The organism is Hymenobacter profundi, from assembly GCF_019334315.1.
Taxonomy (GTDB): Bacteria; Bacteroidota; Bacteroidia; order Cytophagales; family Hymenobacteraceae; genus Hymenobacter; species Hymenobacter profundi.
Genome location: NZ_JAHWGL010000128.1, coordinates 1 through 11,400, shown reverse-complemented (window position 1 = coordinate 11,400; position 11,400 = coordinate 1). Strand labels below are relative to the sequence as shown.

The window sequence follows — 11,400 nt, the reverse complement described above, 5'->3', positions numbered from 1 at the left end:
ACAAGCGTAACAACGACTCGTTCACTTGGCATAAGATCCTTCGCAAGCTCAGGATGACAGAAAAAGACAGGCGCTTGCTGATTTTTACCTTTTAATTCCCAACTACCGGAAGCGTAAACGGAACGAAATCATCCACATTGCCGCCAAAACGGTGAATCTCGCGGATAATGGTGCTGCTGATGGCTGCGAGAGCCGGGGAAGTAATCAGAAAGACGGTTTCCAGCTCCGGGTTGACGTGGCGGTTGGCTTGGGCAATGGTGTTTTCGTACTCGAAGTCGGTGGTGTTGCGCAGGCCGCGTAGCAGGTAGCGGGCGCCTACCTCGCGGGCAAAGTCGGCGGTTAGGCCTTTGTAGGCCTGCACGCGCACCCGCGGCTCATCCCGAAATACCTCGGCAATCATCTCCAGCATCTGCTCCACGGGCAGGTAGCGGGTTTTGCTGCTGTTGTTGCCCAGGGCAATAATCACCTCATCAAACAACTGCGTGCCCCGCCGCACCACATCGAGGTGGCCATTCGTGAACGGGTCGAAGGAACCAGGAAACAGCGCAATACGAGCCATGAGGTGGAGAGTAGTGAAATTGTGGGTAGTTGAGTGAGAAACTACAAAAACCGTCTGTCATCCTGAGCACAGCGAAAGACCTTCTCACGCGTGAACGATGCCCGTAACAACGACTCGTTCAAATGATATAAGGTCCTTCGCAAGCTCAGGATGACACGCGTTTTCCGACCGTACTCTGCCCTATTCGCACAAGTGCAGCGCGTATAGGTCGAAGTAGCGGTACTCGGTGAGGTCGTTGAGGCGGTAGCTGTAGCGCAGGTCGAACGGCCGGTTGCCGAAGCGCAGGTGACGAATGTACTTCCGCAGGACGGAAAACAGCTCCGAGTCGTGCAGCAGGTCGCCCCACACAATCACGGGGTCCTGGTCGGGGTTGAGCTGCAACTCCTGCATCACTAGGATGGTGTAATAAATCAGGTCTTCGGGGGTGCTGAAGGCGAAGACGTTGCACAACTCGGGGCGCTTGCTGCGCATCACCAATACGGTTAGCTCCTGGTGGCCAATATTGAGGTAGACGCGGCGCGGCGCGGCGGCCTCGCTCTGGTGCAACACGCCTTCGAGCAGGGCGCTGGTCTGGTGCAGCAGCCGACCGGTAGGGTAGGCGTGCCGAAACCAGTCAGCCAGCGGGCGGTCGGCGGCAAATACGCTCACGATGTCCAGGCCGGTATGGCGGTAGGCACAGGCCGTTTCGGTGGGGGCGCAAGCGTGGTGTAGCTGCAAATAGGTGGCCTCGTCGCCGGGGGCAAACAGGGGAGCGGGCAGCAACGTGAAGGCGCGGTTGTGCACGGCTAGGCGCACCTTGTTCCAGCCCGAGAGCGACAGCAAATCGTGCTGGGCGGCCAGTGCCTGCAACTGCGCTGCGGCGGGTAAGCCCGGCTGGGTGGCATAGTCTTCCAGGGCCACAAACTTGTTGCGCTGCACGTCGGCTATGCCCACACGCATGCCGGCCGCACCCACCGTGAGGTAGAGGTTGTAGGCGGCTAAGCGGCTGGCATCCAGCGTTTCGTCGCGCAGGTGAGCCAAAACGGTAGGGGCAGCAGAAGTGGTAGGGACAAGCGTAGCAGACACAAGCAGAAGCGGGTTGAGCCGCTAAAGGTAACATTTATCGAGCGGCTGTGCTAGGTCTGTGCGCTACCGGGCACGATACAGACTAGGGAGCAAACCGCAACTGCGGGATGAAAATATCGTCGGGGCTGATGATCTGGCGCAGTACCGGGTGCACCTGCTGCATGGGTAGGGCAATGAGCTGGCGGGGCGTTAGGAAGGCCAGTTCCGTCAGGATTTGGGCGTCGGCGGCGTGCTCGGGGTCGGTGCCCAGCTGGGGTAGGGCAGCAGGGTCGGCGGGCGTTACCTCAAAAAACATTTCCAGGGCTTGCAGCGTGTCGGTCTTGAACTCGTGCAGGTGCAGGAAGCGCCCCACGTTAACCGTCAAGCCGGTTTCTTCCCGAAACTCCCGCCGCAGGCACTCGTGCAAACTTTCTCCAAACTGCCACCCGCCACCCGGCGGTGACCAAAATGGCGCGCCATCCGGCAGCAAACCCCGGTGGGCGGCCAGCAGCAACGCACCTTCGTGAATGAGCAAACCACAGGGCCGGACGCGCACCTGGTGGGCATACGCAGCGAGGAGGGAAGAATCTTGAGTAGGCGTATCAGGCATCGAAAACAAATAGGCGACGGGTAGCCTATACGGCAGTAAGCCGAAAAGGTGCGGCTCACATAGCAGGTGCCACTACCTTTGTCCCATGCCTGACCTCCCTACCCCCACTCCCGAAGAGTCCCTTGAAGCCCGCATCCGTCGCAAGCTGGTGCGCCAGAATTTTATGCATCTCATCGGTGCCGACCTCACCCGCATCGAGCCGGGTAGGGTAGAGGCCGAGCTACTACTCGCGGAGAAGCACCAGCAGCACCGGGGCTTTGCGCACGGCGGCCTGGTGGCTACCATGGCCGACTTGGTGGCAGGCTTCGCGGCCGTCACGCTGGTGCCAGAGGGTACGGGTGTCGTCACGGCCGAAATCAAGGTTTCCTACCTGCATCCGGGGGTAGGGGCGAAGATGCGCGCTGTGGGCTGGGTGCTGAAAGCCGGCCGGCGCCTGCATTTCTGCGAGTCTGAGGTGTGGTGCGATGATAAGCTGGTTGCCAAAGCCACGGCCACGATGGCGGTGGTGGAATAAATAAGCTGCCAACGGAAGATAAGCACGCTACAACCCAAAGGCCCGGCCCTGCTCCGGGAAAACAAACCGAAGGCGCAGCGAATTCGCGTCTTCGAGCTGCTGCCTGATTTGGGTGAGGTTATCGGCGCTGGGCTTGCTGTGGGTTACAACCACAGGCAGATTGCGCATAGCATCAGGCCCAGCGAGCCGGGCCAGCGCCAACAGCTCGTATTGAAGCCAGCGGGGCGTGAGGTGACCGAACAATAGGTTTTCGGGCTGGGCATTGGGGTAGGACACCTCCGCGAAAATACCCCGCAGCGTACCAGCCCGCACCAGCGGCGCTACCGCCTGCCACAACTCGGCTAGGCGGGTGCTGTGCTCCACGGCATCGGGACCGGTGTCGCCGAGGTAGAGCAAGTAGCTATTGCCGTGACGGAGCAGGAAAGCCGCGCTTTCGTAGCCGGTGCCGTGGCTAAGCGGAAAAGTCTGTACCAGGAGTGCGGTGCCGGCCACGGCAGTTTCGGGCGCACCGGGTAGGAGGGGCTGATAGTGGTATTTGCCCAAGGCGGGCGCCGTGCCGGCGTCGCCGAAGTTGGGCCAGCTCTTCCAGTTGAAGTAGTGCTGTTGCAGGGTAGCGAGGCAGCCAGGTAGGCCGTACAGGGTTTTGCTGGTGTCGTCGGGGGCGTTGAGCAGTAAGCCGGCTACGTGGTCGAGGTGGGCGTGGGAGAGTAGGTAGGCTTTGATCTGGCGGCGGATTACCTGATCGACAGTGCCGGAAAGTGCCCCTTGCGCCACCGCCTTCGCTACCCCAGCCCGGATAGTACCAGCATCCAGACAGGCATACGCAGCAGAACCCATAGGAGCCACCAGGTAGGCCGAGAGGTTGCTCTCATCCAACCCACCGCGCACGCCCAGCGACACCACGCGAAATACGGGCTGTTGGGCCACTGCTTGGTAGCTCAGCAAAAAGACCAGAAGGCAGACAAGGAGCTTATGCATGTACCGCTAATCAAACAACAGAAATAGATAGACCAAGCTAAAGGTAGCAGGGGCGAAAGAACAAGACAGTTACGCCCGCTCTATCTTTACCCTTGCTACCCGACCCACACACCCGCATGATTCTCAACCAAGCCCGCTTCGACGAAGCCATCTGCCTGTTCGACGCTGCCAACAGCGAAGACCCTCACCAGGAAATCGTAGACGGCCAGCCCTACCCCAAGGAACTGCTCTACGGTCAGCGCATGAGCGCCTGCCTGCACGCGGTGGCCCCCAATGCCCCCGAGGCGGTGCAGCTGGCCGCCCGCTGCCAGCACATCCGCCGCTGGACCATCCCGCGCCAGGACTTCCCCATGGACCGCCCCGGCTACCACAAATGGCGCAACACGCTCAAGAAATTCCATGCCCAGCTAGCCAGTGAAATCCTACAGCAAGTAGGCTACGACGCCGACACCATCCAGCGGGTGCAGGCGCTCCTGCAAAAGCAGCAGCTGCACCTCGACCCCGAAATGCAGCTGCTGGAAGACGTGATATGCCTGGTGTTTTTGCAGTATTATTTTCTTGATTTCGCCGCTCAGCACCCCGAGGATAAAATCATCGATATTGTGCAGAAAACCTGGCGCAAAATGACGCCCGAAGGCCACCAGTTGGCCCTGCAACTGCCCCTAGCGCCCGAAGCACAAAAGCTGATTGGTAAGGCCTTGGGCGGAGGAGAGTAATACGGAAGCCCGTTCCGTGCTAATCATCATATAGATGAGGTTACGCTTGATTGATGAGCCAGCTAGTCAGCAAATACAGGCCGGATTTTATCAATCTGCCAACGCATATCGTGGCGCGACAAGTCGAAGGCTAGCCCCGTGCGGGGCGTTTGGGCGTAGTTTTGCTGCGGTAGCACTACCTGCGCTGAGTCAGCCGTTTGGCGCAATAGGCGCGGTGTAGCACGTAGCAGCTCCAACAATTCATCGGAGTCTTGAGAAAAGATGATAGGGTCGTGGTCAAATCCTGGGGGTGGACCATCATACTGCGGGTGTAGTCGTAGCGTATCGGCCCATTGTTGGAACCCTGCCCGACGCGTTGCGACGTAAGCAGTCGACACGTAGCCACTCCCGCGCAAAGTAGTCAGGTAGGAATCTGCGGCTTTAAAGTCAACGGCGTAAACGTCAGTGCTATCTTCAGAATAGGCCGCAGGCACCAGCGGCAGTTGGTTCAGCTTATCAGCCCGTGGCGCATACCAACGCAGAAATTGCTGCACCACATCTACTGGCGCGGCGGCCGAGTCTGTCATAGTAGGGGTAATAGTTAGCTGTTCCGCTCCCAAAGCAGTAGTTTCTTCGGGAGCGGAATGCGTGCAGGCGCAACTTAGGAATAGAAAAAGACTCCAATAGTGCCGCATCCTGCTACCGTACCGGCTTCGGAATCACGGGCAGACTCTCGTGGCCTTGAGCATCTACGGACGCTACCCCGAAAATGTAGTTGTCCTTGCTCTGGGTGAGGTCGGCTTTGGTGTCAGTCACGAACACCTTTTGCTCCCACTTAGGCGAAGTGGTTTCGCGGATAAGCACGTAATAGCCAGCAGGTTTTGGACCGGCCGTAGGGGCATCCCACTTAAGCTGTGTGCGGTTGGTGAGTTGGGCCGTCAATACCCCCACATTTTGGGGAGCAGCCGGGGCCAGGGCCAGTTCGGCCAGGGTAGCCAGGTTCACGCCGGTGTTCTTGCGCAGGTAGCCAAAATCCATAAACTTGGCGTGGTCGCCGTACTCCACGCCGTTTTCGGTGCGCAAATCCTGGTGCTGATGGCGAAAGTCCTCATTCATTTCCGTGAAGCGTACTGCCGTGAAGCCCTGCTGATTGAACGGCGTATGGTCGCCGCCGCGCAGGAACCGGTCGGGGCGGTAGACCACCACCACATCGAGGCCATCTACGTAGTCCTTAGCGGCTTGCTGGGCGTAGCGGGCTAGCTGGCGAGAGGGTGAGTCGTTTTCCGACGACAACGTGCGACGCACGCGGCCTTCAGCCTCGGTTTCGGTGGCAGGCACACCCTCACTAAACACGCGCAGGTGCTTGGCATCATCCACCGAAGGGTCGTTGCCGTGCGAGTTGCCCACGATGTCGTTGTTAAGCATGGCCACCAGGTTCCAGCCTTCGGCCTTGGCGCGCTTAGCCAAGTGCGTCGAGCCGTAGAGGCCCTGTTCCTCGCCCTGCACCGCCACAAAAATGATGGTGGCGGGGTATTGCTGCTGCGACATCACGCGGGCCAGTTCCATCACGGCCACCGTGCCCGAGCCGTCGTCGTTGGCGCCGGGCGCATCGGCGGTGGCGTTCATCACGTCCGATACCCGCGAGTCGATGTGCCCGCTCACGATGAAGACGCGCTTGTCGTTGGGGTCGGTGCCGGGTAGGGTCGCCATCACGTTGGCCATCACCACGGGCTTGTCGATGCGGCGGCCGTCGGGCTTGACGGTAAACGTATCTTGCATGACTACCAAGCGGTTGTCGCTGGCTTTGCTGTACTTCCGGAACTCGTCTTCCACCCAGTTGCGCGCTGCCCCAATGCCGCGCTTCTTGCTTTTGGTGTCGCTTAAAGTATGGCGTGTACCGAAACTCACGAGTTTATCAATATCGTCTTTTAGGCGCTTCTCCGAAATCTCATTCACCATCTTTTTGATGGTTGGGTCGGGGGTAGTAGAGGGCTTGTTTTGCGCCAACAAAGGCAGCGCGGGGAGAAGAAAAGCTGCGAATAGGATAGAGCGAAGCGTCATGCGGAGGTTGGTTTGGTTAAGGGCAAGCTACAGCTTGGTTGTTGGTTTGTAGAGGTTCGTACCACTAAAGAACGTCATTTCGACCGCAGGGAGAAATCTCGCATGCTGACCAGCAACGATTGGCTCATAGTAAAGACACCAAGGCGCTGGCCGCGTTGCCGCCAAAACCAGCGGCATTCACCAAAATGCGCCGGATAGGCTGCTCTGTTGCCGTGGCGAGGTAAGTGGAAAAGGGCGCCACCGGCCACTGCTGCGTCTCCAGCACTTGCAACGCAAAATCGAGGTTGAGAGCCGCCGAAGCGCCCAAGGTGTGGCCCACCAGCCACTTATTGGACAGCAAAAGCGGTTGCTTCTCGCCAAAAACTGCCCGTACGGCTGCTAGCTCGGCGGCATCGCCGGCCGGGGTGCCGGGGCTATGCAGTACCAGCGCGTCTACCTCCGAGGGCTTTCTGCCGGCTTGTTGCAATGCCTGCTGCATGGCAGTCTGGAAATGCCGCCCATCGGGCGAAATACCCGTTTTGCTGCCGATAGCTTCAAAACCAAATCCTACACTTTCCAATCGAAATAGCGGCTGCTGCGGTGTCGTAGCTACTTCGGCTGCTGCGATATCAGCCGCTACTTTCTCCAGCGCAAATACGGCGGCGCCTTCGCCCAGCGTGAAGGTAGAAGGCCGCCCAGCGCCCGGCCGGCAGGGCCACGCGTCCGCCGCAAAAGGCGAATAAATACCGATGGCCTGCATCTGCGCTAGCGTAAACTCGGTGAGGGGAGCCTCGGCTCCACCAGCCAAATAGCGTTCTGCCATGCCTGCCCGTAGCCAGGCCACCGCGTTGCCCAGCGCCTGAAACGCACTGCTGCACGTACTGGAATGACTTAGCACGGCCCCATCAGTACTACCCGCGTCGAAGGCTACCCAACTGGCCACGTTGCCCAATGTAGTAAGCGGAGACGCGGCTGCCGGCACGCTGCCCTCGCGCAAAAACTCCTCGTGGTAGTGCTCCAGGTGGTGCGTGGCCCCTCGGCTACTGCCTATGCTGACGGACAGGGAAGGTGGATTGCCTTGATACCACCCCTCCGGGAGAGGGGTGCCAGTCGTAAGATGTTGTTGAACGCACCCCTCTTCCGGAGGGGAGGGGCTGGGGGTGGGGTCACGCACTGTGCGCCACCCCGCTGCCGCGGCGGCTTGGCGGGCGGCCAGCATGGCCAGCAGCACGGTGCGGTCGAGTTGGCGGTAAGCGGGGTGGGCGCGGCGCAGCTCCGCCACGGCCGCTTCGGTGGCGTCAGGTAGAGCAGCCACAGGCAGGCCGTTGGGGTGGACGGAGAAGGGTGACTCTGGGGAGGTCGGAAACGCCTGCTCGCCCAGTGCCGACACCCTGCCCCGGCCGCGGATGATGATGTATTCGTCGGCGTTTCCCTTAGTCATGCAGGTACTCGGGCAGGGTAGGGGCGGGGGAGAAGTTCAGTACCAGTTCGCGCATCTGGCGGAGCACCCGGTAGAGCAGGGCAAGCTCGGCGTCGGTGGTGCAATAGGGCGGCAGCAGGTACACCACGTTGCCCAACGGGCGCAGAATCACGTGGTTGTCGAGGGCGAGTTGGTAGAACGCGTCGCGGAGGCGGCTGAAGTAGCTGGTGCCCTCGCCGGGGTCGTACTCCACAGCCAGCACCGTGCCCACGTGGCGCACTGCCCGGATGCCAAGTTGGTCCTCAATTTCTTGCTTGAACGCAGCGTGAGCGGCGGCAATGCGCTGGCGCTGCTGGGTGCAGGCGTCGGCGCGGGTCAGCTCCAGGCTGGCCAGGGCGGCGGCACAGGCCACCGGGTTGGCGGTGTAGGAATGTCCATGAAACAGCGCCTTCATCTTGTCGTCGCTCAGGAAGGCGTTGTAGAGCAGCGCGGCGCAGGTAGTCAGGCCCATGGCCAGGGTGCCGCCCGTGAGGCCTTTCGAGAAGCACATGATATCGGGCTGCTCCTGCAACTGACTGCTGGCAAACAGCGGCCCGGTGCGGCCAAAGCCGGTCATTACCTCATCGGCAATGCACAGCACGCCGCGCTGGTGGCAGCGGCGCACCAGCTCATCCAGCACCTCGGCCGAGTAGGCCACCATGCCCGCCGTGCCCAGCAGCAGCGGCTCGAAGATGAACCCTGCCACCGCCGGCTGCTGCAGAGCGGCGTCCAGCTGCGCCAGCACCTCCGCCTCGCGGCCCGGTACCGGCACATCAATAAACTCCACCTCAAACAGTAGCGGCCAAAACGGCTCGGTAAACGCCCCCCGGCTGCTCACCGACATGGCCCCAAACGTGTCGCCGTGGTAGGAGTCGCGGAAGCAGAGGAAGCGCCGCCGCTCCGGCTGGCCTTGGTTGTGGAAGTATTGCAGTACCATTTTCAGGGCCACTTCCACGGCCGTCGAGCCGTTGTCGGAGTAGAACACGCGGGCCTGGTTGCTGGGTAGGATTTCCAGGAGCTGCTCGGCCAGCTCCACGGCCGCGGGGTGGGTGAAGCCGGCAAACAGCACGTGCTCCAGAGTTCGAAGCTGCGCGCTCACGCGCTCGGCAATGTGGGGGTGGGCGTGGCCGTGCAAATTCACCCACCACGACGAGATGCCGTCGAGGTAGCGGGTGCCGTCGTCGGCCACCAGCCAGGCGCCCTCCCCGCTAACGATGGGCACCGCCAGCGGGGCAGTTTGCATTTGAGTGTAGGGGTGCCACAGCACGGCGTGGTCCCGTTGGGCAAGCGTAGACATACGGCAAAGGTAGCACCAAGCGCCGTAGGGGCGCGTTGCACGCGCCCGTCGTAAGGTGCTCCCGCGCTATTTAGATTGTTCTGCCAGGGCGCTTCAACTCCTCTCCGAGAAGGAGAGGGAGCACCAAACGACTATAATAAGTTAGTTTCTTTCTCTTAGGCAGGGCTTGGCATAACGCAAGTTAGTCCAGTATTGATTTGTGTGTCCTGCGCAACGGGCGGCTGCAAGCCACCCCTACCTGCCCGCGTTTGCGAACCACTCCCGAAACTCTTCTGCATACCGCCGTACTACCGTTGCATCCAGCACCGGCTCGAGCAGCACGCGGGGCATGATGGGCACGCCGGTGTGTTGGGCAATAAAGTCCTCGGTAGCCGGGGTAGGCTCACCATTGAACACGAGGCCGCGCACCGGAATCTGCCGTTGCCGCAGCGCCTCCAGCGTCAGCAGGGTGTGGTTGATACTGCCCAGGTAGTTGCGCGACACCACCACGGCCGCCAGGTCCAGCTGCGCCAGCAAATCCATCATCAGAAACCCCGGCGCCAATGGCACCAGCAGGCCGCCGGCGCCTTCTACCACCAAATGGTTGTCGGTGTGTGGTAGGCGGAAGGCACTAGGCGTAAGCGCGATGCCCTCTGCCGCCGCCGCCGCGTGGGGTGAGGCGGGTAGGGCCAGACGGTAGGCTTCGGGGTGGAACTGAGAATCCGCGTTGCTGACCAAACTGCGCACGGTGGCGGCGTCGGTGGTAGGCGTGAGGCCTGCTTGCACGGGCTTCCAGTAGTCGGCGCCCAGGGCCTCGGTGAGAATGGCGGCTACGACGGTTTTGCCTACGTCGGTGCCGATGCCGGTGATGAAGAGGCGTTCCAATATTCTACAAATCTGTGTGAATTGAAATTTTTCCTAATACTCCCACCAGCCTATCAATCTCCGCTTCTGTATTATACGCGTGCACAATCAGCCGGAGGCGCTCGGTACCGGTGGGCACGGTAGGGGCCACAATGGCCCGCACATCGAAGCCGGCGGCTTGCGCGGCGGCGGCTACTTGCTTCACGGCTTCTGGGCCGGGCGAGGTAGGGAAGAACACTGGATGAATGACGTGGCTGTCGTCCGGGACGTGCAGGCCGGGTACCGCGTTCAGGGTCACTTTTAGGTAGTTTGACAACGCAAACAACCGCTGCCGTTCCACATCAAGGGTAGGGAGCAGGTGATACGCGGCAGCCAATGTCTCTATAGTGTAGGGCGCCGGGGCCGTGGTGTAGATGAAGGGGCGGCTAAAATTCAGTAGGTAGTCGCGCAACATGGCCGAGCCGGCTACGGCGGCACCCTGGCTGCCCAGCGCCTTTCCAAACGTTAGTAAGCGGGCAAATACGTCGTTTTCTAAACCAAGCTCAACGACTAGGCCGGCGCCGTGCGGGCCGTAGAGGCCGTTGGTGTGGGCTTCGTCTACTACTAGGTACAGTTCCCGTCGCTGGCATAAGGCGGCTAGCTCGCGCAACGGTGCTATGTCGCCATCCATGGAGTAGAGCGCCTCCACGGCCACGAACACGGCACCCGTGGCGCGGGGTAGGCGGCGCTCCAGGTCGGCCACGTCGTTGTGGCGGAAGCTGTAGGCCGTGGCAAAGCTGCCGCGGATGCCATCCTTCACGGAGGCATGCGAGGCTTCGTCGTAGAAAATGGTGTCGCCGCGGCGGGGCACGGCGGCAAAGAAGCCCAGGTTAGCCGCGTAGCCCGAGTTGAAGAGTAGGGCTGCTTCGGCTCGGTGGAACTGCGACAGGTGCGTTTCCAGAGCTTCGGCCGCCGCCGAGTTGCCGGTGAGCAGGCGGGAGCCGGTGCTGCCGGCGTCTTCCTGCTGCATGGCAGCTTGCAACGCCTGCCGTAGAGTAGGGGAGCGGGCCAGGCCGAGGTAGTCGTTGGAGCTGAAATCGACGAGGTTTTCCGCGGGTAGCGAAAGGCGGCGGCGGGTGCCTTCAGCTTCGCGCTTGGCGAGGTGGGTGGCGAGGCGTTGGTGGAGGGGAGAGGTAGTAGACATGATAGACTACAAAACGCGTGTCATCCTGAGCCTGTGAAGGACCTTGGCATATAGAATGAGTGATATATTAAGGACTCGTTCCACTGCTACAAGGTTCTTCGCAGGCTCAGGATGACACGCGAAGGCTTAACAGACAAAATGGGAAATTATTTCCCTTAAACAGTTGCCGCTTCCTGCT

At 60.9% G+C, this 11,400-nt stretch carries 12 protein-coding genes; 2 read left to right on the top strand and 10 right to left on the bottom strand.

Features of this window, described 5'->3' with window-relative positions; all coding sequences use genetic code 11:
- Positions 1–91: 91 nt before the first annotated feature.
- The 3 genes from coaD to KYK14_RS19915 form a co-directional block, all read right to left on the bottom strand.
- Positions 92–559, bottom strand: coding sequence for a pantetheine-phosphate adenylyltransferase (coaD, locus tag KYK14_RS19925; protein ID WP_219161419.1), 468 nt, complete (start codon positions 557–559; stop codon positions 92–94).
- 180 nt (positions 560–739) lie between these two features.
- Positions 740–1,624 carry a DUF3822 family protein gene (locus KYK14_RS19920; protein ID WP_219161416.1) on the bottom strand — a complete coding sequence of 295 codons (885 nt, stop codon included), beginning with the start codon at positions 1,622–1,624 and terminating at the stop codon, positions 740–742.
- Between the two features lie 82 nt (positions 1,625–1,706).
- Positions 1,707–2,213: an NUDIX domain-containing protein gene (locus tag KYK14_RS19915; protein ID WP_219161413.1), complete on the bottom strand. Its 507-nt coding sequence runs from the start codon at positions 2,211–2,213 to the stop codon at positions 1,707–1,709.
- Positions 2,214–2,298: 85 nt separating this feature from the next.
- Here KYK14_RS19915 and KYK14_RS19910 point away from each other — a divergent pair, with 85 nt between their 5' ends.
- The gene (locus tag KYK14_RS19910) at positions 2,299–2,727 is read left to right on the top strand and encodes a PaaI family thioesterase (protein ID WP_185280629.1); all 429 of its coding nucleotides are present in this window, start codon (positions 2,299–2,301) and stop codon (positions 2,725–2,727) included.
- A 27-nt stretch (positions 2,728–2,754) separates the two neighbouring features.
- Here KYK14_RS19910 and KYK14_RS19905 read toward each other — a convergent pair whose 3' ends face one another.
- Positions 2,755–3,705, bottom strand: a complete 951-nt coding sequence (locus tag KYK14_RS19905; RefSeq protein WP_219161410.1) for an MBL fold metallo-hydrolase — start codon at positions 3,703–3,705, stop codon at positions 2,755–2,757.
- Between the two features lie 92 nt (positions 3,706–3,797).
- Between KYK14_RS19905 and KYK14_RS19900 the strand changes: the two genes are divergently transcribed.
- Positions 3,798–4,421, top strand: a complete 624-nt coding sequence (locus tag KYK14_RS19900) for a DUF4202 domain-containing protein (RefSeq protein WP_246601948.1) — start codon at positions 3,798–3,800, stop codon at positions 4,419–4,421.
- A gap of 62 nt (positions 4,422–4,483) precedes the next feature.
- Here the strand turns inward: KYK14_RS19900 and KYK14_RS19895 are convergent, their stop codons facing one another.
- The 6 genes from KYK14_RS19895 to KYK14_RS19870 form a co-directional block, all read right to left on the bottom strand.
- Entirely contained in the window at positions 4,484–4,987 is a 504-nt protein-coding gene (locus KYK14_RS19895) for a hypothetical protein (RefSeq protein ID WP_219161407.1), read from the bottom strand.
- Positions 4,988–5,099: 112 nt separating this feature from the next.
- A complete protein-coding gene (locus tag KYK14_RS19890; protein ID WP_219161405.1) occupies positions 5,100–6,461 on the bottom strand; it encodes a M28 family metallopeptidase in 1,362 nt (453 codons plus the stop codon).
- 124 nt (positions 6,462–6,585) lie between these two features.
- Positions 6,586–7,881 carry a beta-ketoacyl synthase N-terminal-like domain-containing protein gene (locus tag KYK14_RS19885; RefSeq protein WP_219161402.1) on the bottom strand — a complete coding sequence of 432 codons (1,296 nt, stop codon included), beginning with the start codon at positions 7,879–7,881 and terminating at the stop codon, positions 6,586–6,588.
- A complete protein-coding gene (gene bioA / locus KYK14_RS19880; RefSeq protein WP_219161399.1) occupies positions 7,874–9,196 on the bottom strand; it encodes an adenosylmethionine--8-amino-7-oxononanoate transaminase in 1,323 nt (440 codons plus the stop codon). Before bioA ends, KYK14_RS19885 begins: the two co-directional genes overlap by 8 nt.
- A 234-nt stretch (positions 9,197–9,430) precedes the next feature.
- Positions 9,431–10,060, bottom strand: a complete 630-nt coding sequence (gene bioD, locus KYK14_RS19875; RefSeq protein ID WP_219161396.1) for a dethiobiotin synthase — start codon at positions 10,058–10,060, stop codon at positions 9,431–9,433.
- A gap of 4 nt (positions 10,061–10,064) precedes the next feature.
- Positions 10,065–11,222, bottom strand: a complete 1,158-nt coding sequence (locus KYK14_RS19870; RefSeq protein WP_219161393.1) for an aminotransferase class I/II-fold pyridoxal phosphate-dependent enzyme — start codon at positions 11,220–11,222, stop codon at positions 10,065–10,067.
- Positions 11,223–11,400 lie beyond the last annotated feature (178 nt).

Coding starts and splice junctions, on each gene's coding strand:
- KYK14_RS19870 (WP_219161393.1), bottom strand. CDS start 11,222: ATGTCTACTACCTCTCCCCTCCACCAACGCCTCGCCACCCACCTCGCC.
- KYK14_RS19910 (WP_185280629.1), top strand. CDS start 2,299: ATGCCTGACCTCCCTACCCCCACTCCCGAAGAGTCCCTTGAAGCCCGC.
- KYK14_RS19915 (WP_219161413.1), bottom strand. CDS start 2,213: ATGCCTGATACGCCTACTCAAGATTCTTCCCTCCTCGCTGCGTATGCC.
- coaD (WP_219161419.1), bottom strand. CDS start 559: ATGGCTCGTATTGCGCTGTTTCCTGGTTCCTTCGACCCGTTCACGAAT.
- KYK14_RS19885 (WP_219161402.1), bottom strand. CDS start 7,881: ATGACTAAGGGAAACGCCGACGAATACATCATCATCCGCGGCCGGGGC.
- KYK14_RS19895 (WP_219161407.1), bottom strand. CDS start 4,987: ATGACAGACTCGGCCGCCGCGCCAGTAGATGTGGTGCAGCAATTTCTG.
- KYK14_RS19890 (WP_219161405.1), bottom strand. CDS start 6,461: ATGACGCTTCGCTCTATCCTATTCGCAGCTTTTCTTCTCCCCGCGCTG.
- bioA (WP_219161399.1), bottom strand. CDS start 9,196: ATGTCTACGCTTGCCCAACGGGACCACGCCGTGCTGTGGCACCCCTAC.
- KYK14_RS19905 (WP_219161410.1), bottom strand. CDS start 3,705: ATGCATAAGCTCCTTGTCTGCCTTCTGGTCTTTTTGCTGAGCTACCAA.